Annotated in this window: 19 protein-coding genes and 1 pseudogene; 11 read left to right on the top strand and 9 right to left on the bottom strand. The window is 65.9% G+C overall.

What is annotated here, in order from left to right:
- Positions 1-52: 52 nt before the first annotated feature.
- The 7 genes from KZZ07_RS20585 (at position 53) to KZZ07_RS20555 (ending at position 8618) form a co-directional block, all read left to right on the top strand.
- Positions 53-1675, top strand: coding sequence for an ABC transporter substrate-binding protein (locus tag KZZ07_RS20585; RefSeq protein WP_219516831.1), 1623 nt, complete (start codon positions 53-55; stop codon positions 1673-1675).
- 62 nt (positions 1676-1737) lie between these two features.
- Entirely contained in the window at positions 1738-2715 is a 978-nt protein-coding gene (locus KZZ07_RS20580; protein ID WP_219516830.1) for an ABC transporter permease, read from the top strand.
- Positions 2712-3590 (top strand): ABC transporter permease, encoded by an 879-nt coding sequence (locus KZZ07_RS20575; protein ID WP_219516829.1) that lies wholly within the window; start codon positions 2712-2714, stop codon positions 3588-3590. Before KZZ07_RS20580 ends, KZZ07_RS20575 begins: the two co-directional genes overlap by 4 nt.
- The gene (locus KZZ07_RS20570) at positions 3587-4561 is read left to right on the top strand and encodes an ABC transporter ATP-binding protein (RefSeq protein ID WP_219516827.1); all 975 of its coding nucleotides are present in this window, start codon (positions 3587-3589) and stop codon (positions 4559-4561) included. Before KZZ07_RS20575 ends, KZZ07_RS20570 begins: the two co-directional genes overlap by 4 nt.
- Positions 4558-5562: an ABC transporter ATP-binding protein gene (locus KZZ07_RS20565; protein WP_255564491.1), complete on the top strand. Its 1005-nt coding sequence runs from the start codon at positions 4558-4560 to the stop codon at positions 5560-5562. The genes KZZ07_RS20570 and KZZ07_RS20565 overlap by 4 nt, the downstream gene beginning before the upstream one ends.
- Positions 5559-7190, top strand: a complete 1632-nt coding sequence (locus KZZ07_RS20560) for a gamma-glutamyltransferase (RefSeq protein ID WP_219516825.1) — start codon at positions 5559-5561, stop codon at positions 7188-7190. The genes KZZ07_RS20565 and KZZ07_RS20560 overlap by 4 nt, the downstream gene beginning before the upstream one ends.
- 15 nt (positions 7191-7205) lie before the next feature.
- Complete coding sequence (locus KZZ07_RS20555) at positions 7206-8618, top strand: amidohydrolase (RefSeq protein WP_219516824.1); 1413 nt, start codon at positions 7206-7208, stop codon at positions 8616-8618.
- Between the two features lie 51 nt (positions 8619-8669).
- Here the strand turns inward: KZZ07_RS20555 and KZZ07_RS20550 are convergent, their stop codons facing one another.
- Positions 8670-10469: an NAD(P)/FAD-dependent oxidoreductase gene (locus tag KZZ07_RS20550; protein ID WP_219516823.1), complete on the bottom strand. Its 1800-nt coding sequence runs from the start codon at positions 10467-10469 to the stop codon at positions 8670-8672.
- 157 nt (positions 10470-10626) lie between these two features.
- Positions 10627-12366 carry a sigma-54-dependent Fis family transcriptional regulator gene (locus KZZ07_RS20545; protein ID WP_219516822.1) on the bottom strand — a complete coding sequence of 580 codons (1740 nt, stop codon included), beginning with the start codon at positions 12364-12366 and terminating at the stop codon, positions 10627-10629.
- Between the two features lie 195 nt (positions 12367-12561).
- On the opposite strand from KZZ07_RS20545, the gene KZZ07_RS20540 reads away from it, so the two are divergent.
- Together KZZ07_RS20540 and KZZ07_RS20535 are read left to right on the top strand one after the other, a co-directional pair.
- Entirely contained in the window at positions 12562-14235 is a 1674-nt protein-coding gene (locus KZZ07_RS20540; RefSeq protein ID WP_219516821.1) for a thiamine pyrophosphate-binding protein, read from the top strand.
- Between the two features lie 134 nt (positions 14236-14369).
- Complete coding sequence (locus KZZ07_RS20535) at positions 14370-14951, top strand: VOC family protein (RefSeq protein WP_219516891.1); 582 nt, start codon at positions 14370-14372, stop codon at positions 14949-14951.
- A gap of 509 nt (positions 14952-15460) precedes the next feature.
- On the opposite strand, the gene KZZ07_RS20530 is transcribed toward KZZ07_RS20535, so the two are convergent.
- From KZZ07_RS20530 to KZZ07_RS20515, 4 genes are all read right to left on the bottom strand, one after another.
- Positions 15461-15964 (bottom strand): MarR family winged helix-turn-helix transcriptional regulator, encoded by a 504-nt coding sequence (locus tag KZZ07_RS20530; protein WP_219516820.1) that lies wholly within the window; start codon positions 15962-15964, stop codon positions 15461-15463.
- A complete protein-coding gene (locus KZZ07_RS20525; protein ID WP_219516819.1) occupies positions 15961-16170 on the bottom strand; it encodes a DUF2783 domain-containing protein in 210 nt (69 codons plus the stop codon). The genes KZZ07_RS20530 and KZZ07_RS20525 overlap by 4 nt, the downstream gene beginning before the upstream one ends.
- Positions 16171-16173: 3 nt before the next feature.
- Positions 16174-17796, bottom strand: coding sequence for an FAD-dependent oxidoreductase (locus KZZ07_RS20520; protein ID WP_219516818.1), 1623 nt, complete (start codon positions 17794-17796; stop codon positions 16174-16176).
- A gap of 128 nt (positions 17797-17924) precedes the next feature.
- On the bottom strand, positions 17925-18875 hold the full coding sequence (locus KZZ07_RS20515) for an MBL fold metallo-hydrolase (protein ID WP_219516817.1): 951 nt from the start codon (positions 18873-18875) through the stop codon (positions 17925-17927).
- 56 nt (positions 18876-18931) lie between these two features.
- Between KZZ07_RS20515 and KZZ07_RS20510 the strand changes: the two genes are divergently transcribed.
- Positions 18932-19495 (top strand): DUF2585 family protein, encoded by a 564-nt coding sequence (locus KZZ07_RS20510; RefSeq protein WP_219516816.1) that lies wholly within the window; start codon positions 18932-18934, stop codon positions 19493-19495.
- Between the two features lie 2 nt (positions 19496-19497).
- On the opposite strand, the gene fahA is transcribed toward KZZ07_RS20510, so the two are convergent.
- Both fahA and hmgA read right to left on the bottom strand, forming a co-directional pair.
- Positions 19498-20763, bottom strand: coding sequence for a fumarylacetoacetase (gene fahA / locus KZZ07_RS20505; protein WP_219516814.1), 1266 nt, complete (start codon positions 20761-20763; stop codon positions 19498-19500).
- A 100-nt stretch (positions 20764-20863) separates the two neighbouring features.
- The gene (gene hmgA / locus KZZ07_RS20500; protein WP_219516813.1) at positions 20864-22216 is read right to left on the bottom strand and encodes a homogentisate 1,2-dioxygenase; all 1353 of its coding nucleotides are present in this window, start codon (positions 22214-22216) and stop codon (positions 20864-20866) included.
- A gap of 148 nt (positions 22217-22364) precedes the next feature.
- Between hmgA and maiA the strand changes: the two genes are divergently transcribed.
- A complete protein-coding gene (gene maiA / locus KZZ07_RS20495) occupies positions 22365-22979 on the top strand; it encodes a maleylacetoacetate isomerase (protein ID WP_219516812.1) in 615 nt (204 codons plus the stop codon).
- Between the two features lie 31 nt (positions 22980-23010).
- Here maiA and KZZ07_RS20490 read toward each other — a convergent pair.
- Positions 23011-24180 (bottom strand): annotated as a pseudogene (locus KZZ07_RS20490) (aminotransferase class III-fold pyridoxal phosphate-dependent enzyme); the annotation flags it as partial.
- Positions 24181-24259: the final 79 nt, after the last annotated feature.

Genomic DNA, 24259 nt, shown 5'->3' with positions numbered 1-24259 from the left:
GGTCGTTGCGCATGCCCTCTCCTTGCCGCATTCCAAGGGGAGTTCTCTGACAATGACGAAAACGACTTTGACAGCCACTGCGTTGTCCTTTGGCGTTCTGGCGCTGGGCACGGTGGCCCAACCGGCCTTTGCACAGGTGCTGACCGCCGGGTTCGCCTCTGAACCCAGTTCCGTCGATCCGTTGTATCACAATCTCGGGCCCAACAACGCCACGCGAAAGCACATGTTCGAGGCGCTGGTGGGCGAGGATGCCAGCCTGGCCATCGTGCCCAAACTGGCCGAAAGTTGGGAAACCTCGGACGACGGGCTGACCTGGACCTTCAACCTGCGTGAAGGGGTCAAGTTCCACGATGGCGGCGATTTCACCGCCCGCGATTTCCTTTATACCGCCTGCCGCATTCCCAACGTGCCGAACTCGCCCTCGTCGATGTCGGGATTCATCAAGTCGGCAGAGACGATCACCGCGCCGGACGATATGACCATCGAGGTCACGACCGCCGTTCCCTATCCGCTGCTGCTGACCGATTTTGCCAGTTTCGGCGTCGTTTCGGCCTCTGCCAACGGGCATAATGGGCCGGTCGAATACAGCAAGGACGGTTGCCCGGGCATTGACAGCTATCTTGATTCCAACGCCTACAACGACGGCACCGCCACCATTGGCACAGGGCCCTACAAGTTCGTGTCCTTCACGCCGGGTGAAAGCGTGGTCGTGGCGCGCAACGATGACTACTGGGGAGACGCGCCCTACTGGGAACAGATCACCATCCGCCCGATCACCAATGCGGGCGCGCGCGTCGCCGCGCTGCTGGCGGGCGACGTGGACGTGATCGAAAAACCGCCGGTGCAGGATCTCGAACGCCTGCGCAACGATCCCAAGGTGAACGTGGTGCAGGGGCCCTCCAGCCGGGTGATCTACCTGCATTTCGACCATGTCGGCGAACCCAGCCCGGGCATCGAGGGCGCTGACGGCAAGAACCCGATGAAGGACCTGCGCGTGCGCAAGGCGATCTCGCTGGCGATCAACCGCCCGCTGATCGTGGACCGTATCATGGGTGGTCTGGCCGTGCCCGCACGCCAGCTTGTCCCCGATTTCATGCGCGGTACGGATCCGGACATCGCGCTGGAAGAGCCGGATCTGGAAGAGGCCAAGCGTCTGTTGGCTGATGCCGGCTATCCGGACGGTTTCAAGCTGGTGATCGGCACGCCGAACGACCGCTATATCAACGACAGCAAGATTGCTCAGGCCGTGGCCCAGATGCTGACCCGCGCGGGCATCCAGACTGAGGTCGACGCCATGACGGCGTCTGTCTTCTTCTCGCGCCGCAACAATTACGAGTTCTCGCTTTACCTGGCGGGCTGGGGCGCCTCGGGCGCGGGCATGGCTTCGCCGCTGCGCGCGCTGGTCGCCTCGCAGGACAAGGACAAGGGCCTGGGCGGCACCAACCGGGGCCGTTATTCGAACCCCGACCTGGACGCGATCATCGAAGAGGCGCTGTCGACGGTGGAACCGGCCAAGCATGACGCCCTGCTGCGCCAGGCCTCGCGGATCGTGGTCGACGACGTCGCCATCCTGCCGCTGCACTTCGAGGTGACCCCCTGGGCACTTCGCGCCGGGCTGACGATGGATCCGCGTGCGGACCAGCACACGGTCCTGACCACCGTCCGCCCCGAGTGATCTGAAAACCGGGGTGGCGCCGCGGACCGGCGCCACCCCCCGATGTCCGGAAATCCACCCGCATGCTTGCCTATCTCATCCGTCGCCTGGGTCAGGCCTTTCTGGTCATGGCCGTCATGGCGACCATCGTCTTTTTCGGCCTCTTCGCGGTCGGCAACCCGATCGATCTGCTGATCAACCCCGAGGCCGATCTGGCCGAACAGGAAGAAACGATCCGCCGTCTTGGGCTCGACAAGCCGGTGCATGTGCAGTTCGGCTTTTTCCTGGCAGGGCTGGCGCAGGGCGACCTGGGCACCTCCTTTGTCCACAACCGCCCGGCACTGGAGTTGATCCTGTCGCGGCTGCCCGCGACGCTGGAGCTGGCTTTCCTGGGCATCCTGATCGCCGTGGTGCTGGGTATCCCGCTGGGCATGATCGCAGGACTGAAACCAGAGGCCCCCTACAGCAAGGTCATCATGGCCGGGTCGGTCGTGGGGTTCTCGACACCGAATTTCTGGCAAGGGCTGATGCTGATCATGCTCTTTGCCGTTTTCCTGGGCTGGCTGCCCGCAGGCGGGCGCGGGGATACCGTGGACGTGCTGGGCATTCCCGTCAGTTTCCTGACCTGGGACGGGCTGAGCCACCTGATCCTGCCCGCGCTGAACGTGGCCATCTACAAGATGTCGCTGGTGATCCGCCTGACCCGCGCGGGGACCGCCGAAGTGGCCTTGCAGGACTATGTCAAATACGCCCGCGCGCGCGGCCTGTCGCCGTTTCGGGTGGTTGGGGTGCATGTCCTCAAGAATATCCTGATCCCCGTCGTCACTGTTTTGGGCCTGGAAACCGGCAACGTGATCGCCTTTGCCGTGGTAACGGAAACGGTCTTTTCCTGGCCGGGCATCGGCAAGCTGCTGATCGACAGCATCGGTCTGCTGGACCGGCCCGTGGTCGTTGCCTACCTGATGCTGACCGTCTTTCTCTTCGTGATGATCAACCTCGTGGTGGACATCGGTTATTCGCTGCTGGATCCGCGCGTTCGGGTGAAAGGAGGCCGGTCATGACCGCCGATACGCCCCTGCGCCGCTTCGTTGTGGATTTCCTTGCCAGCCCTCTGGCTGTGATCGCGGGTCTGGGCCTGCTGGCCATCGCGCTGACCGCGCTCTTTGCCGGGATCATCGCGCCGCAGAACCCCTATGATCTGGCCCAGATCGACATCATGGACGGGTCGCTGACACCGGGAACCGAGGGGTTCGGCGGCTTCACCTACTGGCTGGGCAGCGACGAACAGGGCCGCGACATGCTCTCGGCCATGATCTACGGGCTTCGGATTTCGCTGATGGTCAGCTTCGTCGCCGTCAGTTCTGCGGTGACCGTCGGCATGGTTCTGGGTCTTCTGGCCGCCGCGCGGGGTGGCTGGGTCGAGACGCTGATCATGCGCATCGTGGACATCCAGCTCAGCTTTCCCGCGCTGCTCGTGGCGCTCCTGCTGCTGGCCTCGCTAGGCAAGGGGGTGGACAAGGTCATCATCGCGTTGATCCTGGTGCAATGGGCCTATTTCGCGCGCACGGTCCGCGCCGCCGCCCTTGTCGAGATCCGCAAGGATTACGTCACCGCCGCCCGCGCCGCAGCCCTGCCGCAATGGCGCATCCTGTTCGGTCATGTCCTGCCCAATGTCATGCCGCCGGTGCTGGTTATCGCCACGGTGCAGATCGCCAATGCCATCGCCATCGAGGCCTCGCTGTCCTTTCTCGGGGTCGGCGTACCGATCACCGAACCGTCGCTGGGCCTGCTGATCGCCAACGGTTTCGACTACCTGCTGTCAGGGCGTTACTGGATCAGTTTCTATCCGGGGGTGGCGCTGCTGGTCACGCTGGTCTGCATCAATGTCGTCGGCGACCACGTCCGCGACATCCTGAACCCGAGGATGCAACGATGAGCGCGCCTGTTCTCTCCGTCCGCAATCTTGTCACCCAGTTCGACACCCGCGCCGGGACGATCACCGCCGTCGACGGTGTCTCTCTGGAGGTGGGACCGGGCGAGGTGCTGGGGATTGTCGGCGAAAGCGGCTCCGGCAAGACGATCACCGGGTTTTCCATCCTTGGCCTGATCGACAAGCCGGGCCGCATCGCCGGTGGCGAGGTCCTGCTGAACGGGCAGGACCTGCGCAAGCTATCCGACCGGGCGATGGCGCGGTTGCGCGGCGACCGGATCGCGATGATCTTTCAGGACCCGATGATGACCCTGAACCCGGTCCTGCGCATCGACACGCAGATGATCGAGACCATCCGTGCGCATCGCGACGTGTCCAGATCCCGCGCGCGCGACATGGCGGCCGAGGCGCTGGCGCTGGTGGGTATCCCCTCGCCGGTGGAACGGCTGCGGACCTACCCGCACGAGATGTCGGGCGGGATGCGCCAGCGCGTGGTGATCGCCATCGCGCTGATGCTGGAACCGGACCTGATCATCGCCGACGAACCGACCACGGCGCTGGACGTCACCATCCAGTCGCAGATCCTGTCGGAAATGCAGAAGCTGATGGCCGAGCGGAACACCGCGCTGATCTGGATCACCCATGACCTGACCGTGGTCGCGGGCCTCGCCCATCGGGTCGCGGTCATGTACGCGGGCCGCATCGTCGAAACCGGGTCGGTGGACGACCTTCTGGATCACCCGATGCATCCCTACACCCGCGGGCTGATCTCCTCGATCCCCTCGTCGGTGCCGCGCGGAGAGCGGCTGGTGCCGATCAAGGGCATGACGCCCAGCCTGATGAACCTGCCCGAAGGCTGTGCCTTTGCCCCGCGCTGCCCGCAGGCCAGCGAGATCTGCCGCAAGGCCCGCCCCGATCGACAGGACCTGGCCTCGGGCCGCGGCCTGCGCTGTTTCCACCCGCTGGAGGAGGCATGATGACCGCGCTCCTGTCGTTGCAAGACATCTCGCAGACCTATGTGTCCTCGCCGGACCTGGCCGAACGCATCGCCAACCTGGCCGGCGCCAGCTACCACGAGACCCGCGTGCGCGCGGTCAACGGAGTCAGCCTTGAGGTGGCCGAGGGCGAGGTGCTGGGCCTCGTCGGGGAATCCGGTTGCGGCAAGTCCACGCTGGGGCGCATGGTGGTCGGGGTCGAAAGCCCTTCTGGGGGGGCACTGTCCTGGCGCGGCGTCGCGCTGGAGCAGATGACCGCACAGCAGCGCCGCGCCTGGGCGCTCGAGGTCCAGATGATCTTTCAGGATCCCTTCGCATCGCTCAACCCGCGCATGCGGGTCGAACAGATCGTGGGAGAGGCAGCGGTGATCCACGGCTTGATCCGCCGCGCCGAACGACGCGACTATGTGGCCAATCTGCTGACCCGCGTCGGGCTGAATACCGATGTGATGACGCGTTACCCGCACCAGTTTTCCGGCGGCCAGCGGCAGCGGGTGGGGATCGCGCGGGCGCTGGCGCTGAAACCCCGGCTGATCGTCTGCGACGAGGCGATCTCGGCGTTGGATGTCTCGATCCAGGCACAGGTTCTGAACCTCTTCGAGGACCTGCGGCAGGAGTTCGGCTTTGCCTATCTCTTTATCAGTCATGATCTGGGCGCGGTCGAACATATCGCAGACCGCGTGGCGATCATGTACCTGGGCCGGCTGGTGGAAACCGGAACCGCCGACGAGGTTTTCGAGAATCCGCGCCATCCCTATACCCGCGCGCTTCTGGCCGAGGCGCCGCGTCTCGACCGGCGTGCACACAGCTTTACCCCGATCAAGGGCGAAATCCCCTCACCGTTGAACCCGCCGCCCGGCTGTGCCTTTCACCCGCGTTGTCCGCTGGCCACCGCCGCCTGCAAGACCGGCATGCCGGAGCTGCGCGAGGGCCGGGACGGCCGCCGCACCGCCTGCATCCTGGAACAGGAGGTCCTGGCATGACGATGCCCGACCTTCTGACGGATGCGGTCGCGGGGCCGGAGGGCCGGGCGCGCTGGCTGCGCGACGGATCGGCGGGGGCGGAACGGGAGGCGTTGATGCAGGGCCGCAGCGCCGAGGCGGTCGGCGCGCTGGGGGCCGTGGCCAGCGGCTCACCCCATGCGACCCGCGTCGGCATGGGCATCCTGCGGCAGGGCGGCACGGCGGCGGATGCCGCCGTCGCCGCGGCTCTGGCGATGATGGTGGCCGATCCGCCCAACGCCTCGCCCGCCGGGCGTGGACATATCCTTTGGGCCCCGGCCGGAGAGACGCCGCGGGCCATCGACGGGGCGACCCGTGCCCCGACTCATCTGCCCGAAGGGGCACGGCGGTTGCCCGATCAGCAGGCCTTGCCCTTGCCGGGGATTGTCCGTGCACTGCTGCGGTTGCACGCCGAGGGCGGCTGCCTGCCGCTGGCGCGGGTTGTAGCGCCGGCGCGCGACCTGGCCCGGGACGGTTTCACGGTGCCGGGTGAACTGGCCGCCGTCTGGGCCTGGCGGGCGCCGGACCTTGTCGATCCGGATGCGCGCGCGCACTATCTGCCAGATGGACAGCCCGTGCCCGAGGGCGCGGTGTTTCGCAATCCCGGGCTGGCGGGTTTCCTGGATCGAATGATCTCGACGGGGCAGGACCCGTTTGCCGATCCTGTCTTTGCCGGAGCTTTCTGCGAAAGACTGGCCGCCAAGGGCGGTTTCTGGACGGCCGAGGACCTGCGCGCCGCGGTGCCGCTTGAGGGGGAAACGGTGGAGTTGCGCGAAAAGGGCTGGCGCCTGACAAGCATCGGGCGGCAGGGCTGGGGCCATACGTTGTTGCGGATCGTGGGGCTGGTGAATTCGGTTGTGCCGGGGCCGGTCCTGGACATCGAAATTGCACATCTGCTGGCGATCCTGCGCGCCTTCGAGGAACGCCCCGAGGAGTTGCGTTCGCTCAAGCCAAAGACCGATGCGCTGCCCTGGGACGCATTGAGTGCGCGGCTGGCCGAGGGCCTGCCAGAGGGCTGGGCCGATGGCGCGGTGCTGGCCGCTGCGCTGGACCGCGCCCGCATGCCCGCGCCGCCGGACGACCGGGATACCACGCATCTGTCGGTGGTCGATGCGAATGGGATGCGCGTGGCCCTGACCCAGTCCATCGGCCCGCATTTCGGCGCCCGTGTCGCCGATCCGGAAACCGGTATCCTGCTGGCGCATTCCTACCGCATGGCAGAGGATCCGGTGCCCGGCGCGCGGGACGTGACCGAACAATGCCCCTGCCTGCTGGATATCGCGGGCGCCTGCTACGCGCTGGGCGGCGCGGGCAGCGAACGTATCCCCGGCGCGGTGGCGGGCGTGATCCGGCACCTGCTGAACGGGACCTCTCTGGCCAATGCGCTGGCCGCGCCTCGGGCCAACTGGGTGGGCGCCACCGCGCGCCTGCACCTGGACGTGCCGGAGGGGCTGGAAACGCGGCTGGCCGAGGCTGGGGCCGAGGTCAGCTTTACCGGGCGCGGGCCGGTCGATCACCTGGGAATCGTACAGGCCGTCGGACGGCGGGCGGATGGAACGGTCATGGCCGCCGCCGACCCGGCCTATGCCGGCAGCGCTGACGCAGTTTGAGAAAGGGAAGACAGAATGCAGAACACAAACCCGATCTGGGATCACGTCGACCAGCACAGAGAGGCCTTTGTCGGGCTGTCCGACCGCGTCTTCGACATGCCCGAAACGCTCTATGCCGAGTTCCGGTCGGTTGCCGAACACAAGAAGATGCTGGAGGAACAGGGTTTTCGCGTGACCGAGAATGCGGCGGGCATTCCCACCGCCGTGATCGGCGAGGCGGGGGACGAGGGGCCGGTGATCGCCATCCTGGGCGAGTTCGACGCGCTGCCCGCGCTCAGCCAGGCCCCTGGCGTCGCCGAGCATCAGCCGCTGGAACAGGGCGGCAACGGGCATGGGTGCGGTCACAACCTGCTGGGGGCGGCGGCGCTTCTGGCGGCGACGGCGGTCAAGGACTGGCTGGCGGCGCAGGACATCAAGGCACGCGTCCGCTACTATGGCTGTCCGGCCGAAGAGGGCGGCGCGGCCAAGACCTACATGGTGCGCGAAGGGCTGTTCGACGACGTGGACGCGGCGATCTCCTGGCACCCGGCGACCTTCACGTCGGTGAACGAGGCGGTTTCGCTGGCCAATACGCGGATCGACTTCACCTTTCACGGCAAGGCCGCCCATGCGGCGGGGGCGCCGGAGCTGGGCCGTTCGGCGCTGGACGCGGTTGAGCTGATGAACATCGGCGTCAACTACATGCGCGAACACATGCCCGACAGCGCGCGGGTGCACTATGCCTATCTCGATGCCGGTGGCGTGGCCCCCAACGTGGTGCAGGCCCGCGCCACGGTGCGCCAGCTGATCCGCGCCAGCAGCCTGCCGGACCTTCGCGAGCTGGTGGCCCGGGTGCGCAAGATCGCCGACGGCGCGGCGCTGATGACGGAAACGCGGGTCGAGTCCAAGGTGTTCTCGGGCGTGTCGAACCTCTTGGGCAACCGCCCGCTGGAGGAGGCCATGCAGGCGGAACTGGACCGGCTGGGGCCGGTGCCCTTCGATGCCGAGGACGAGGTGTTCGCGCGCGAGATCCAGAAGACCCTGACAGAGGCCGATATCGCCGCGACCTTCCGCCGGATCGGGCGCACACCGGATCCCGACCTTGCGCTGTGCGACTTCGTGGCGCCACTTGACCGGCAGCGCGAGGGCGGAGAGGGGTCGACCGACGTCGGCGATGTCAGCTGGGCGGTGCCGACGGTGCAGGCGCGTGTCGCCACCTGCGCCATCGGCACACCGTTCCACACCTGGCAGACCGTGGCCCAGGGCAAGACCCCGGCGGCGCACAAGGGTATGATCCATGCGGCCAAGATCATGGCGGCAACCGCCTGTCGTCTGGTGGAAAACCCCGAGCTCGTCGAACAGGCCAAGGCGCGGCACCGCGAGCAACTGGCACGCACGCCCTATGTCTGCCCGATCCCGGACGACGTGGTGCCGCCGCTGGTGGGCTGAACCGGTCAGACAAGGAAAAGGCGGACCGGGCAGGCCCGGTCCGCCATCGCGTCAGCTGAGGTGATGGACCTCCTGCAAGCCGTAGACCGGTGTCGGAACGCCTTCCATCCGGGCCTTGATCTGCAGCGCAAGGTACTGCGAGTAGTGGCGCGACTGGTGCAGGTTGCCGCCGTGCATCCACAGCCCCTCGACCTGCGTCGGCTTCCACATGTTGCGCTGCTCACCCTCCCAGGGGCCCGGGTCCTTGGTCGTGTCCGACCCAAGGCCCCAGCACTTGCCCAGTTGATCGGCCTTTTCCTGGCCCATCAGGTCGGCCACCCAGCCGTTCATCGAGTTGTAGCCGGTGGCATAGACCACCAGGTCCGCGTCCAGGTGCGTGCCGTCGTCAAGGACCACGCCGGTCTCGTCCAGTTCCACGACCTGCCCGCGCTTCAGCTTGATCTCTCCGTCGATGATCAGCTGGCTGGCGCCGATGTCGATGTAGTAGCCCGATCCGCGGCGCAGGTACTTCATGAACAGGCCAGACCCGTCGTCTCCCCAGTCCAGCCAGAACCCCGCCTTTTCCAGCCCTTCGTAGAACTCGGCATCGCGTTTCTTCATCTCCTCGTAAGCCGGGATCTGGAATTCATGCATGATCCGGTAGGGCAGTGAGGCAAAGATCAGGTCCGCCTTTTCGGTGGTGACTCCGTTGGCGACCGCCTCTTCGGAGTAGAGCGCGCCAAGCCCCACATCCATCAGCGTGTCGGATTTCACGATATGGGTCGAAGAGCGCTGGACCATCGTCACGTCGGCGTCATGCTCCCAGAGAGCGGCACAGATGTCATGGGCAGAGTTGTTCGACCCCACCACGACGACTTTCTTTCCGGTCCACTGGTCCGGGCCTGCATGTTCCGAGGAGTGCTGCTGCACACCCTTGAACTTGTCCATGCCGGGAAACTCGGGCATCCGCTTCTTGCCCGACATGCCGGTGGCCATGATCAGCTGTTTGGGCTTCAGCACCACTTCCTCGCCGTCGCGGTCCACGGTGACGGTCCATTCCTTGGCGTCGTCGTCCCAGGTCGCGGATTTGGCGGTGGTGCGGGTCCAGTAGTTCAGCTCCATCACCTTGGTGTAGAATTCCAGCCAGTCGCCGATCTTGTCCTTGGGGCTGAAGACGGGCCAGTTGTCCGGGAACTTGATGTAGGGCAGGTGGTCGTACCAGACCGGGTCATGCAGGCAGAGCGACTTGTACCGCTTGCGCCAGCTGTCGCCGGGGCGGTCGTTGCGCTCTACGATGATCGTCGGCACGCCCAGTTGGCGCAGGCGTGCGCCCATTGCGATGCCGCCCTGCCCGCCGCCGATGATCAGGCAATAGGGCTGGGTCGTGTAACCCAGTTCCGCCTCTTCCTTCTCGCGCTCTTCCTTCCAGGTCGTGCGGTTCTTGCCGGCGCCGTGTTTGGCCCCCATCGGACGCTGAAAGCCCTTCGGTTCCTCGTGGCCCTTCAGTTCGGCAATCGTGGTCAGCAGGGTCCAGATCTTGCCGTCCTTGAGTCGCAGCAGGCCGTAGCCCCGCGCCACCTCGGTCTCGAACTCGATCCAGGCGGTGGTGACGCCACCCTCTTCGGTCGGCAGCTCCCCCTCTGCCAGTTTCCAGCCCGAAGGTTTGGTCGTGGCCAGCTGGTGACGCAGCATGTCGGCCACCCCGTCCTTGCCTTCGACCGTCTTCAGGTTCCAGGTAAAGCTGACGAGGTCCCGCCAGTAACAGTCATCCTGGAACAAGGCCGTGGCCGCCTCGATGTCGCCCTTTTCCAGTGCTGCGCCGAATTCGTCCAGAAACGCCTGCGTCTGGTCCGTGATTGTCGTGTCGAGCATGATTTCCTCCCATTGCCCAAACTTGGATGGCGGCAGTCTGGGCGAGAGAGGCCCCGCCGATCCAGCGCGGGGACGGGGTTTCGGGGTCTGGGGGCGAAATTTCGGCCCGGTCCGTTGCGCGCGCAACGCCGCGCAACGACGGGGTTGCAACGGGCCGTCACGACGGCGGGGTCAATCCCGACTTTCGCACCCGGCGCAGCACGGTCGAACGGTTCACGCCCAGCCGGCGCGCCGCACGTGCCATGTTCCAGCCGCAGGCATCCAGAATCGCCTCGAGGTCATCTTCGGGCGGTTTTGCCGTGATCCGGGCGGGCAGATCCGGCAGGTCCACAACGCGCCCGTCGCAAAGCGAGACCGCCGTATCCAGCGCCGATTGCAGCTCTCGGATGTTGCCGGGCCAGTCGCGCCCGGCCAGTTCGGCGCGGGCCGCCGGGGACAGCTGCAGCTCTCCCGCCGTGCGCCGCCGCAACAGGCGTTCGATCAGCCAGTCCACATCGCTGCGCAGGCGCAGGGGCGGCAGGTCCAGCACCGCGCCGACGGCGCGGAAATGCAGATCCTCGCGCAGCCCGGTCGCGCCCGGCACCGTGACCTGCCGGTCGCGGGCCGAGGCGATCACGCGCAGGTCCTCGCGCCGATCCAGCAGCGTCAGCAGCGCGCCCTGCGCCGCCTCGTCCAGATCCTCGACGCCTTTCAGGAACAGCGTCCCGGGTTTGGCTTCTTCCAGCCCGGCGACGGTGTCGGGGCGCAGCCCGGCGCAGCGCAGGGCGTGGAACCCGCGCGGCGGCCCACCGGCGACATGGATGGCGCGCGCCAGCGTTTCCTTGCCGGTGCCGGTTTCGCCCAACAGCAGCACCGGCACCTTGCTGGGCGCCAGCCGGGCGGATTTTTGCAAGAGCGCCTGCATCGCCGGGTCCGGTCCCGCCAGTCCGGCAAAACATTCCGGCGTTTGCGGCGGGGCGCTGCGCATCGGGCGGCGCACGGTCTGCGGCGCGATGGCATGGCCGAACAACCCGCGCCCGTCGCGCAGATGCAGCACGCGGTCCTCTGTCGGGCGACCGCGCATCAGGTCCGGCAGGTCGTCGACGCCAAGGTGCAGCAAGCTGTCGATGCGTTGACCGATCAGGCTGTCCGTGCCCTCGGGCGCCAGGCAGGCCTGTGCGCCATGCGTCATGCCCACGATCCGCCCCGATCCGTCCAGCGCCACGGCGGCCTCCGGGTCGACCTCCAGGAATTCGGGCGAGGTGGAGAACCGCAGCACCCAGTCGCTGCGCGTCATCGCCATCAGGTTGGCCATCTCGATCCGCCGGGCCGAGGCGCGGACCAGGTTCATAGCAAGGTTCTGGCTGGTCTTCGGGCTGGGCGAGCGCAGCAGGGAAATGTCCAGCACCGCCGTCAGCTGCCCGCAGGTGTCGTAGATTGGCGCGGAGGTGCAGGACAGTGGCGTATGCGCCAGGCCAAAGTGATCGCCCTGATGGATGGTCACCGCCTCACCTGTCACGATGCAGGAGCCCACGCCACAGGTGCCGGCCAGATCCTCGGACCAGTCCGACCCCAGCGTCAGCCCGGCCTGCCGCAGGTCGTCCTCGAACCGGGGGTCGCCGAAGAAGTCGACGCAGACGCCCTTGGCGTCCGCCAGCAGCAGGACATAGTTCTGCCCGGCCACCTGCCGGAACAGTGCCCGCAGCCCCGACCGGGCCGTGGCCACCAGCCGTTCCGCCTGTTCGCGGTGTTCGCGCAGCTGCGAGGCGGGCACGATATGGGCCGGATCGGGCCGGGTCGGGTCCATACCATAGGTTTCGATGCAGCGGCGCCAGCTGTCGGCCACCAGCGTGTCACGGCCCGTCTCCTGGCCGCGCAACACCCTGTCGATTTCTGTCACATGCTCCAGATCGCTCATGTCTCTCCTCCCCAGGATTGCCGGGCAGTCTAGCAATGCGCGGGTCTTGGATCACCCGTTTTCCCCGCCGCGCGGCGCGCCGGACCCCCGACCAAAGTCGCAGGGCATTGACATCCGGGGTCGGTTCTAGAGGTGTTTGCACCCAGACGGGTGTCGCCTTGGCGGGGTGAAGGCACCGGGAAAGAGGGATGGACGATGACACGACATGGCGGACAATTGCTGGTGGACAGTCTGGTGGCGCTGGGTGCGACGCGGGCCTTCGGTGTGCCGGGCGAAAGCTATTTGGCGGTGCTGGACGGGTTGCATGACACCGCGGGCAGGCTGGATTTCGTCAACTGCCGCCAGGAAGGCGGTGCCGCCTTCATGGCCGCGGCCTGGGGCAAGCTGACAGGCCAGCCCGGCATCTGCATGGTCACGCGCGGACCCGGCGCCACCAATGCCTCGATCGGGGTGCATACCGCGATGCAGGACAGTTCGCCGATGATCATGTTCGTGGGCCAGATCGGCACCGACATGCGCGGGCGCGAGGCCTTTCAGGAGGTCGATTACCGCGCCGTCTATGGCACGATGGTCAAATGGGCGGTCGAGATCGACAACGTCGACCGTATCCCCGAAATCCTCGCCCGCGCGTGGAAAACCGCCACCACCGGGCGCCCCGGCCCGGTTGTCATCGCTCTGCCAGAGGACATGCTGACCAGCCGGACAAAGGCCGCGCCGCTGGCCGGACCGGCCGAGTACCCCGAACCGATGCCCGCGCCGCAGACGGTGCAGAAGGTCCGTGCGATCCTGGGCGAGGCAAAGCGGCCGCTGATCCTTTATGGCGGCTGCAACTGGACCCGTGCGGGGGCAGAGGCCCTGCAGCGCTTTGCCGAAGACTCGGACATCCCGGTGGTGTCCGTCTTCCGCTACCAGGACATGTTCGACAATTTCTCACCTTGTTTCTGCGGCGAGGCCGGGGTGGGCATGATGCCGGGCGTGCGCAAGCTGATCTCCGAGGCGGATGTGATCCTGGCGGTGAACAACCGGTTCGGCGAGAATTCCACCGATGCCTGGACCCTGCTGGAGGTGCCGGTGCCGCATCAGCGGCTGATCCATGTGCATGGCTCGGATCTGGAGCTGGGCAAGATCTATCAACCCGAGTTGGGCATTCAATGCGGCCCCAACGCCTTTGTCGAGGCGATGGCAGAGGCGCCGGTCAGCGGCGGTTGGGCCGCGTGGCGGGCCGACGCCCGCGCCACATGGGAGGCCGGGTTCGAGCTGGGCGACCTGCCCAGCCCGGTGGACATGGGTAAGGTCAGCGCGCATTTGCGCGATCTGTTGCCCGGGGACGCGATCCTGACCAATGGCGCCGGGAATTTCGCGGTCTGGCCCAACAAGTTCTACAAGTTTGGCCCCGATGCACGGCTACTGGCGCCGCAATCGGGCGCGATGGGGTACGGCGTGCCTGCGGCCATCGCCGCCAAGCTGAACGATCCCGCGCGCACGGTTGTCTGTTTCGCGGGAGACGGCGATTTCCAGATGACCTGCCAGGAACTGGCCACCGCCGCCCAATACGGCGCCCAGCCGATCATCCTGATCCTGAACAACGGGATCTACGGCACGATCCGCGCCCACCAGGAACGTCACTATCCCACCCGGGTCTCGGGCACGGATATGGTGGTGAACCCGGATTTCAGCGCGCTGGCGCAGGCCTATGGGTTCCACGGCGAACGGGTGGAGCGGACCGAGGATTTTGCCGCCGCTTTTGAGCGGGCGCTGGCCTCGAAGACCGGGGCGGTGCTGGATCTGAACATCTCGCCCGAGGCGCTGACCCCGCGGGTCAGCCTGTCGCAGATGCGCGAGGCGGCGCTGAAGGCGGGCAAGGGCTGACATCCTGCACAGATCTGGTGCGCCGGTGGAGGGTTTGAAACCGGCGCTTCTTGCCCCATCCTTGGGTCGAGCGGGGCGGCAGTCGTGGCCCCGGCATTCCACGGCGGGGAGGGAACATGAGCCAGCCAGACGAGATCCGCAAGATCCAGACGCAGGGCGTCCATCACATCACGTTGACCGGGGCCGACCGTCAAACCTCGATCGATTTCTGGGAGGGCGTGCTGGGCATGCCTTTTATCTTCGATCAGCCCAACCTCGACAATCCGGACGAGGGGCACCTGTATTTCGATCCCGGCGACGGGCGGCTCATCACGATCTTCACCAATGAGACCCGCAGCCCCGATCCGGCGCGGACGCCGACCGATCCGGGATGCGTGCATCACATTGCTTTCAACGTCAGCCAGGCAAGCTTTTGGCAGGCGGCCAAGCGGCTGGAAGCGCGGGGGATCAAGCATTCCGGCCCCAAGGATCGCGGCTTCATGGACTCGATCTATTTCACCGACCCGATGGGCCTTTTGATCGAACTGGCCAGCTACCGGTTCGAGCCGCCCGAGGGCTGCCGCCATGCTGACGTGATGATCGAGGCGCACCGCATCCGGGTTGCGCGCGGCGACCACCACATCGACCGCGAGCATCTGGCCGATGCCATCGAACTGCTGGTCGAGCGGCGGCAGCAATCGCTGTCCGGGGATCGCGGGGCGAAGAACCCGTACTGAACGGGTCAGCCCTGCTTGTCCTCCGGCAGGGCGCTCTCCAGGTTGACACCGATCCGGTCGCCGATCTTCTGCATCGCGGGCAGTCGGGCCAGCCGGATACGTTCGATCTACAGCGGAATCGCGGCCTTGGATTGCCTGTTCTCGGCCGCGATCCGGGCCGGCTGAGCGTCGGCCTCTGCCAGCTGGCGCAGGGTTTCGATATCTTCCTCGGAACGAACAAAGGCACCGCTGGCGGCGATGGCCTCGACCTCGTCCAGCAGGGTCGGCAGGTGGTCGTCCGTTGACTATGAACCGCGCGTCGTACGGCTGCGCCTCCCCTTGCAAGCCGGGCGTTTCGGGCCATTAACTGCCCGTCTTGATCAGGAAACCGGCTTTCGACGCTTGGCGCAAATGTCTCTTTGCGGCAAGCCGCTATCGTTGCGTGGGAAAAGACATGCTTTTGGACCCGTATTCCACCGCCGGAGCTTTTCAGCCGCGAGTAGTGCGGCCGGCCGAGAGCCTGACCGGACTCAGGACGTGGGAAGGATGCGGTCCGCCATCGCTTCTGTCAGTGCCGCAAGGCCCCGTTCCAGCGCGGCGCGGTCCTCGGCGGACATGGCGCGCAGGATCTCGTCGGACCGCGCCTCGACCTGGGGCAGAACCTCGTCGAACAGGGCGCGGCCCTGCTCGGTGCAGGCATAAAGGCGCAGGCGTCGGTCGTCCGGGGCAATTTCGCGGGTAATCAGCCCCTTCTCCTCCAACCGCTGCGAGGCACGGCTGACCTGGACCTTGTCCAGCGTCGACCGGCGGCCCAGCTCCAGCGAGGTCACCTCGACTTCGCCGGCCAGCAGGTACAAGAGCCGCCATTCCTCGCGGCTGAGGCCAAACCGGCGTCCGTAGACCTCGACCAGGTTGCGAGAGAACCCTTCGGCGGCGACCGCGAGGCGATAGGGGAAAAAGCCCTCCAGCTCGGTGCCCGGCTCGGGCGCGGCATTCTCTGCCACGCTCTGCCGGTCTGCCGCCGCGCCTGTCATGCGGTGACCTCCTCCGGGGCCTTTGCCGCCGTCTGCAGGGCTGCGGCCAGGACCTCGGTATCCCCGATCTGGTTGGCCAGGATCAGGATCAGCCGCGCGTTCAACGCCGCGCTTTCATCATCCGACAATCCGTCATGCGTGGCGATCAGCGCGGCATAGAAATCGTCGGGGCGGTCGAGGTTGGGGGTCAGTGTCAGCTCGGCCATGTCTCACTCCAGTCCGATGGCGCGGCGCAGGGCGGCGCGGGTGGCGGTTTCGTCAAAGCTGTCCCAGCGCGCGGCGACATGCTGGTCGGGGCGGACAAGGTAGACGCCCGAGGTGGCCATGCCCAAATAGCGCTCTGCCAGGCCGCCGCTGGCGTCGTCGCTGGCAGAAAGGGCCAGGCGCGTGATCGGCACACCGGATTCTTCCAGCGCATCCGGCGCCTCGGCGTCGATGGTCAGCAGGGTGAAGGCACCGCCGAGATGGTCCAGCAGGAACCCCTCGCCAAGCGGCGCATCGGGGCAGGGGCTGCCGACGCGCGTGCGGGTTGGTCCGCCGCGCAGCGCGTCGGGGCCGTTCAGCGGCCCGCCATCGTAGACGCAGGGCACCGACAGGCGGCCCGAGTTTACCAGCGGGCGGGCGAATTCATACTGCTCTGCCAAGTCCAGTACCGCGTTGCGGAACATATGGCTGACCTTGGATTTGGGCGTGATGAAATCGGTCGACCGGGTCGAGTTCAGGATGTTTTCGTCCGCGCCATGCACACGCTCGGCGTTGTAGCTGTCCAGCAGGCTTTCGGGGGCGCGGCCCTCGATCACCAGCCCCAGCTTCCAGCCGAGGTTGTCCACGTCCTGCATGCCGGAGTTCGCACCGCGTGCCCCGAAGGGAGAAACCTGGTGCGCCGCGTCACCCGCGAACAGCACCCGCCCGTGGCGGAATTGCTTCATCCGGCGGCACTGGAAAGTGTAGATCGAGGTCCAGACGATCTCGTATTCGACATCCCCCAGCATGGCGTCCAGCCGGGCGCGCACGTTTTCCTCTTGCAACTCTTTCTTGCGGTCCACGTCCCAGCCGATCTGGAAGTCGACCCGCCAGACGCCATCGGGCTGCTTGTGCAACAGGGTCGAGGCGCCGGACTTGAAGTAGGGTTCGAACCAGAACCAGCGTTCGGTCGGGAAATCGTCGTTCATCATCTTGATGTCGGCGATCAGAAAGCTGTCCTCGAAGACGCGGCCCTCGAAATCCAGCCCCATCATGCCGCGCAGCGGTGAGGAGGCGCCGTCGCAGCCGATCAGCCAGTCGGCCTCGATGGTATAGGGGCCGTCGGGCGTGGTGATCTCCAGCGTGACGTGGTCGTCATGCGTGATGACACTGTCGACCCGGTTCTTGCCGCGCAGCTCGATCGGGGCACCCGCTGCCTGCGCTTCGCGGACGCGTTCGACGAGGAAGCGTTCGAAATAGGGCTGTTGCAGGTTGATGAAGGCCGGGAACTTGTGGCCCTGCTCCGGCAGAAGGTTGAACTCGAACACCTTGCGGTCGTCGTGAAAGACCTTGCCCAGGTTCCAGACCACGCCCTTGTCCAGCATCGGCTGGCCACAGCCGTAGCGGTCTGCGATTTCAAGGCAGCGCTTGGCGAAACAGATCGCGCGGCTGCCCATGCCGATGCCCTCGTGATCGTCCAGCACGACGACCGGGATACCTTGCAGGCCAAGGTCCAGCGCCGTGGCGACACCGATCGGCCCGCCGCCCATGATGACGACCGGGTGCCGGACCGGCGTTTCCGCATCCTGGTCCGCGGAGCGTTCGTAGGGGTAAAGCTTGAAGGCGAGTTGATAGCGGTCGTGGATCATGTCGGTTCCTCCTTGTCCGACGGGAGATGGGTCAATGACCCATCGTCAGTCCTGGGCGAAGTTGGGCGCAGAGCGCGCACCCTACGACCCCGCGTAGGGTGCGCATTTCGTGCGCACCCCGACAGGGTTTACCCCTGCAAGCTCGCCCACATTTCCTTGTCCCGCTGCGCCGTCCAGACGCGGGGCGTGTCGATGCCGCGGGCTTCGTCATAGGCGCGGGCGACGTTGAACGGCAGGCAGTGCTCGTAGATCGCGTAGTCCTTGAACTTGGGGTCGCATTCGGCGCGCACCGCGTCCCAGGCTTCTTTCAGCGAACCGCCCCGGCCCACGACCTTTTCCACCGGCTTGTAGGTGGAGCGGACGAAATCCTCGGTCGCGGCGATGGCCTTGGCGACCATGTCCGGCCCGACCAGCGCGTCGCCCCGGCCCGGTGCAATCGCCTGCGGCTCAAACGCGGCGATATTGGCCAGCGTCTCGCCCCAGTCGTTGAAGTGGCCGTCGCCGCAGTAGCAGGCCGAGTGGTACTCGACGATGTCGCCGGTGAACATGACCTCCTGGTCCGGCACCCAGATCACCGCGTCACCGGCGGTATGGGCGCGGCCCAGGTGCATGATGTCCACGCGGCGGTTGCCCAGGTAGACCGTCATCGAGTCGCTGAAGGTCGTCGTCGGCCATGTCAGGCCGGGGATTTCCTCGTGCCCCTGGAAGAGGCGGGGGAAGCGTTCGAACTCGCTGTCCCAGTCCTCTTGCCCGCGTTCGGCCACCATCGAGCGGGCCACGTCGGACATGATGATCTGTTCGGCACCATAGGCCGAGGCACCCAGCACGCGCACCGCGTGGTAGTGGGTCAGCACAAGGTGGGAAATCGGCTTGTCGGTGACTTCGCGGACATGTTCGATCACCTTGCGGGCCAGGCGCGGTGTCGCCTGAGCCTCGACGATCATGACGCTGTCGTCGCCGATGATGACTCCGGTGTTGGGGTCGCCCTCGGCGGTGAAGGCGTACAGCCCCTCGCCGACCTGGGTAAAGGACGTCTTCTTCTCTTCCATGTCACCGGCGGATGCAAAGGCCTTGGTCATTGGTTCCCTCTTATGTCTCTGGACGCACTTGCGTCTTTGTGATTCCATCGCGGGTCATGAGCAACGCCCAGCGACCCGTCCTTATCTTCCTGGTGGTGACCGCCCTGATGGCGATCACCCTGTACCTTTTGGGGCGTGATCCGATCTGCCCCTGTGGTTACGTGTCCCTCTGGACCGGGCCGGGCGCCCCGCCGCGCGAGGGCAGCCAGCATCTTTTCGATCTGTATTCGCCCAGCCACCTGATCCACGGATTGATCTTCTACGGTGTCCTGGCGCTGGTCGCCCGCCGCCTCAGCCTGAACCTGCGGCTGGCCATCGCGCTGGTGGTCGAGGCGGGGTGGGAGATCCTTGAAAACACCCCGATGGTGATCGAACGCTATCGCGCGGTGACGGTGTCCTTTGACTACAACGGCGACAGCATCATCAACTCCGTCTTCGACGTGATCGCGATGGTTGTGGGCTTCTACATGGCGCGGCGCCTGCCGATCTGGGCCAGCGTCGCCGTGGCGCTGGGGTTCGAGGCGCTGACCATCGCGCTGATCCGCGATGGCCTTGCCTTGAACATCATCATGCTGTTCTGGCCCACCGAGGCAGTGCTCCAGTGGCAGCAGGGCGGCTGACATCAGCCCCGGCCCCCGTAAGGATTGTCGAGCGCGGGCAGCACCTTGCCGGTGCATTCCCCGAAACCCACCCGATAGCCGTCACCCACCGCCGCGCCGCGCAGGGTCAGCGTATCGCCGTCCTCGAGGAAACTGCGCGTTTCGCCGGTGTCCAGCGTGACCGGCTCCTTGCCGCCCCAGGCCAGTTCCAGCAGCGCGCCGCGCGCGCCCTTGTCCGGGCCTGAGATCGTGCCGGAGCCCAACAGGTCACCCACCGACATGGGGCAACCGCTTGTCGTGTGATGGGCCAGTTGCTGCGCCGAGGAATAGTACATCTCGCGATAGTTGGTCCGGGCGATGACCGTCTCGGGTTTGCCCTCGGGCGCAAGCCCCACCTCCAGTTGGATGTCATAGAGCATGGGGCCAGGTTCGCGCAGGTAGGGCAGCAGGTCGCGTTCCCGATCCGGCGTCGTGGTGCGGAAGGGGTCCAGCGCCGCCTTGGGCACGATCCAGGGGCTGATCGTGGTCGCCGTCGCCTTGGCCTGGAAGGGGCCCAGCGGCTGGTATTCCCAGGCTTGGATGTCCCGCGCCGACCAGTCGTTCAGCAGGACATAGCCAAAGATCATCTCGTCGGCTTCGCCTACTGTCACAGGCCCGTCGGAGTCCTGCCCCACGATGGCGCCCATCTCAAGCTCGAGGTCAAACCGTTTGCACGGGGCAAAGACCGGCAGATCGGCGTCGGGCGCTTTGAGCTGACCCCAGGGGCGGCGCACATCGGTGCCCGACACGACGACCGAGGAGGCGCGTCCGTTATAGCCGATGGGGATCGACAGCCAGTTCGGCGGCAAAGCATTTTCCGCGCCTCGGAACATGGTGCCGACGTTGGTGGCGTGGTTCTTGGAGGCATAGAAATCGGTGTATTCGCTCACCGCGAAGGGCATCAGCATTTCTGCGCTGGCCTGCGGAACCAGGTAGCGCGCCAGCCCTTCGGCATCCGGGGTGCCCTCGGCCAGCATCCCCGTCAGAGCTTCGCGAAAGGCGGCCCAAGCGGCGGGACCGAGGGCCATGAATTCGGTCCAGTCGCCGAAGAAGAACACCTCTTCCTCGGCATCCAGAGACAGCAGACCGTCGGCCTCCAGCGCCGTGATGTCGAGGATCATGTCGCCGATGGCGATGCCGCAATGCGCCTCGCCGTCCTCGGCGCGGAAACTGCCGCAGGGCAGGTTGTTCAGGGGAAAATCCGTGTCGGGGGAGTTGGCTGACTCCACCCAGGAGCGTTTCAGGGGCATGTGTCGTCCTGTTCGTTCGAGGTGTGGCGGTGCAAGCCCCGCCCTACGCCGGTGTCGTGGCGTGCGCAGCAGAGCAGGGGGTGGATGCCCCCTTCGACCCTTACTTCTTGCCCGGCGTGCCGTCGAATTTCTTTTCCAGGCTGTCCCAGCAGTCGATGTAATCGTCCTGCAGCGGCGCCTCTTTCCCGGCGAATTCTGTCAGATGCTGCGGAAAGCGGGTCTCGAACATGAAGGACATGGTGTTGTCCAGCTTTTCCGGCCCGAGATTGGAATTCGACGCGCCTTCGAAGGCGTTCCGGTCCGGCCCGTGCGGGATCATCATGTTGTGCAGGCTCATGCCGCCGGGGACAAAGCCCTGCGGCTTGGCGTCGTACTGGCCATAGATGTTGCCCATAAGCTCGGACATGATGTTCTTGTGATACCAGGGCGGGCGGAAGGTGTTTTCCGCCACCATCCAGCGTTCACGGAACAGCACGAAGTCGATGTTGGCCGTGCCCGGCACGCCCGAAGGCGCTGTCAGAACCGTAAAGATCGACGGATCCGGGTGGTCGAAGAGGATGGCGCCGACCGGGCAATAGGTGCGCAGGTCGTACTTGTAAGGGGCATAGTTGCCATGCCAGGCGACCACGTCGAGTGGGCTTTGCGCGATCTGCGTCTCATGGAACTGACCGCACCATTTGATCGTCAGGGTCGAAGGCACCTCGCGGTCCTCGAATGCCGCCACCGGCGCCTTGAAGTCGCGCGGGTTGGCCATGCAGTTGGCGCCGATGGGCCCGCGGCCCGGCAGTTCGAATTTCTGGCCGTAATTCTCGCAGACAAAGCCGCGGCAGGGGCCTTCGAGCACCTCGACGCGATAGACCAGCCCGCGCGGGATGATGGCGATTTCCTTGGGCTCGATGTCGATGATGCCCAGTTCGGTCGCAAAGCGCAGCTTGCCTTCCTGCGGCACCACCAGCAACTCGCTGTCGGCGGAGAAGAAATAGGCGTCCTGCATGGACTCGGTGACCAGATAGATGTGGCTGGCCATACCCACCTGGGTGTTCACGTCGCCGGCGGTGGTCATGGTGCGCATGCCGGTGAGCCAGGTCAGCCCCTCCTGCGTCGGCACCGGGTCCCAACGGTACTGGCCCAGGCTGATGACGTCGGGATCGACGTTCGGCGCGCTCTTCCAGTAGGGCAGGTCGATTTTCGTATATCGCGCCGAATGCTTGACCGAGGGGCGGATGCGATAGGTCCAGGTGCGTTCCGGCGGGTTGGCGGTAAAGGCGGTGCCGGAGAGCTGTTCGCCGTAGAGGCCATAGTTGCATTTCTGCGGGCTGTTCATGCCCTGCGGCAGCGCGTCGGGCAGCGCCTCTGTCTCAAAGTCGTTGGCCCAGCCGGGCATGTAACCTTCGTGCGTGCCGGTCGTTCCGGTGGCGCGGATCATGCCTTGCGGCAATTCGTGACGGGTCATGTCGTACCTCCCTGGTGCGGTGAGAGCCGGATTCGGTCTTGCCGCCAATATTTGTTGCAACTGCAATGATGTCAAGGTAATCGTTGCGAATGATACCAATCCGGCAGAGCCTTGCCGTGGTCCCTGAACCCATGAGGGAGGTTTTCCCATGATCCGACTGTTCGACTACTGGCGCTCGACCGCCAGCTACCGGGTGCGAATCGCGCTGGGCCTTGCCGGGCTGGAGTGGGAGAGCGTTCCGGTCAACCTTGTCGACGGGGCGCAGCGTGCCAAAGACCACCTGGACCGGAACCCGCAAGGATTGGTCCCGGTGCTGGAGATCGACGGGCTGCGGCTGACGCAATCGCTGGCCATCGTGGAATACCTCGACGAGACGCGGGGCATTGGCCTCTTGCCCGAGGACGCGGCAGGGCGCGCCCGGGTTCGGGGGCTGGCCCAGGCCATCGCGATGGAAATTCACGCGGTCTGCAACCTGCGTGTGGTGAAACATGCTGTGGCCCATTCCGATGGCGGGATCACGATGGAAAGCTGGATGCAGGCCTTTATCGGCCCGGGGCTGGCAGCGGTGGAAGAGATGCTGGATGGCGGCGAGACCTGCCTCGGCCAAGGCATCACGCTGGCCGACGTCTGCCTGATCCCGCAGCTTTACAACGCCCACCGCTGGGGTGTGGCCCTGAACGACCTGCCAAAGATCCGGCGGGTGGAGGCGGCGCTGGCCGACCACCCGGCCTTTGCCACCGCCCATCCGGATCGCGTGGCGTAATAGGGCGCGCAAGGCGCGCACCCGTTGCCGATCATCCCTGCGCCGTGAGGCCCGCATCCATCGCGGTCAGGATCGTGTCCACATGTGCCTCGGTCAGGACCAGCGGGGGCGACAGGATTATGTTCGGGCCAGAGACGCGCAACATGGCGCCGTTTTCATAGGCCACGCGATGCACCGCGCCGATGGTCTTCTTGTCGATGGGCGCCTTGGTGGCCCGGTCCGACACCAGCTCCACCGCGCACATCAGCCCGTGGCCGCCGCGCACATCACCCACCAGAGTGTGTTTCTCCTTCAGCGCCTTCAGACCCTCCCAGAGCTGCGCACCGCGGGCGGCGGCGTTGTCCTTGACCTGCAGGCGTTCGGTTTCCTTCAGGCAGGCGATGGCCGCCGCCGCCCCGACCGGGTGGCCGGAATAGGTATAGCCCGATCCGATGGCCGCCTTGCCTGTGGTGTCGCCTTCGAAAACCTCGGCCACGGCGTCCGAGATCATCACCGCGCCGAAGGGAAAATAGCCGTTGGTGATCGCCTTGGCGGTGCACATCATGTCCGGTTGCACCCCCCAGTGGCGCGAGCCCGACCAGTCGCCGGTGCGGCCGAAAGCGGTGATGACCTCGTCCGCGATCAGTAGGATGCCGTGTTTCGAGCAGATCTCGCGCACGCCGGGCATGAAACTTTCATGCGGCGGGATCACCCCGCCCGCGCCCAGCACCGGCTCCATGATCATGGCGGCGATGGTCTCGGCGCCCTGAAAGGCGATCTCGTCTTCCAGCGCGGCCAGGCAGAGCTGCGCCAGCTTCTCGGGGTCGGTTTCATTGAACGGGTTGCGATAGGGATAGGGCGCCGGGATATGATAGCAGCCCGGCATCATCGGTTCGTACTGGGTGCGGAAATTGGCGTTGCCGTTGACGCTGGCGCCCAGGGTGTGCGTGCCGTGATAGCCCTTTTTCAACGAGAGGTACTTCACCCGCCCGGCCTGACCGCGCACCTTGTGATATTGCCGCGCCAGCCGCAGCGCGATTTCCACGCTGTCCGATCCTCCCGAGGTAAAGAAAGCGCGCGTCAGCCCGTCGGGCGCGAAGAAGTCTCGCAGCATGAGGCTGAGTTCGATCACCGCGTCATTCGTGGTGCCGCGGAAGATCGAGTAATAGGGCAGGCGTTCAAGCTGTTCGGCGATGGCCTTTTTCACGGGGGCGCAGGAATAGCTGTCAATCCCGGAGCAAAATGGGTCAGTGAACCGGTGGAATAATCCCCAACGGCTGGGGTCTGGCGGGCGCCTTGGC

This window comes from Mameliella sp. CS4 (genome assembly GCF_019392335.1).
Lineage (GTDB): Bacteria > Pseudomonadota > Alphaproteobacteria > Rhodobacterales > Rhodobacteraceae > Antarctobacter.
This window is presented reverse-complemented; position numbering and strand designations above follow the sequence as displayed.

Coding starts and splice junctions, on each gene's coding strand:
- KZZ07_RS20575 (WP_219516829.1), top strand. CDS start 2,712: ATGACCGCCGATACGCCCCTGCGCCGCTTCGTTGTGGATTTCCTTGCC.
- KZZ07_RS20545 (WP_219516822.1), bottom strand. CDS start 12,366: ATGAGCGATCTGGAGCATGTGACAGAAATCGACAGGGTGTTGCGCGGC.
- KZZ07_RS20540 (WP_219516821.1), top strand. CDS start 12,562: ATGACACGACATGGCGGACAATTGCTGGTGGACAGTCTGGTGGCGCTG.
- KZZ07_RS20550 (WP_219516823.1), bottom strand. CDS start 10,469: ATGCTCGACACGACAATCACGGACCAGACGCAGGCGTTTCTGGACGAA.
- KZZ07_RS20530 (WP_219516820.1), bottom strand. CDS start 15,964: ATGACAGGCGCGGCGGCAGACCGGCAGAGCGTGGCAGAGAATGCCGCG.
- KZZ07_RS20520 (WP_219516818.1), bottom strand. CDS start 17,796: ATGATCCACGACCGCTATCAACTCGCCTTCAAGCTTTACCCCTACGAA.
- KZZ07_RS20510 (WP_219516816.1), top strand. CDS start 18,932: ATGAGCAACGCCCAGCGACCCGTCCTTATCTTCCTGGTGGTGACCGCC.
- KZZ07_RS20525 (WP_219516819.1), bottom strand. CDS start 16,170: ATGGCCGAGCTGACACTGACCCCCAACCTCGACCGCCCCGACGATTTC.
- maiA (WP_219516812.1), top strand. CDS start 22,365: ATGATCCGACTGTTCGACTACTGGCGCTCGACCGCCAGCTACCGGGTG.
- KZZ07_RS20580 (WP_219516830.1), top strand. CDS start 1,738: ATGCTTGCCTATCTCATCCGTCGCCTGGGTCAGGCCTTTCTGGTCATG.
- fahA (WP_219516814.1), bottom strand. CDS start 20,763: ATGCCCCTGAAACGCTCCTGGGTGGAGTCAGCCAACTCCCCCGACACG.
- hmgA (WP_219516813.1), bottom strand. CDS start 22,216: ATGACCCGTCACGAATTGCCGCAAGGCATGATCCGCGCCACCGGAACG.
- KZZ07_RS20555 (WP_219516824.1), top strand. CDS start 7,206: ATGCAGAACACAAACCCGATCTGGGATCACGTCGACCAGCACAGAGAG.
- KZZ07_RS20570 (WP_219516827.1), top strand. CDS start 3,587: ATGAGCGCGCCTGTTCTCTCCGTCCGCAATCTTGTCACCCAGTTCGAC.
- KZZ07_RS20515 (WP_219516817.1), bottom strand. CDS start 18,875: ATGACCAAGGCCTTTGCATCCGCCGGTGACATGGAAGAGAAGAAGACG.
- KZZ07_RS20565 (WP_255564491.1), top strand. CDS start 4,558: ATGATGACCGCGCTCCTGTCGTTGCAAGACATCTCGCAGACCTATGTG.
- KZZ07_RS20560 (WP_219516825.1), top strand. CDS start 5,559: ATGACGATGCCCGACCTTCTGACGGATGCGGTCGCGGGGCCGGAGGGC.
- KZZ07_RS20585 (WP_219516831.1), top strand. CDS start 53: ATGACGAAAACGACTTTGACAGCCACTGCGTTGTCCTTTGGCGTTCTG.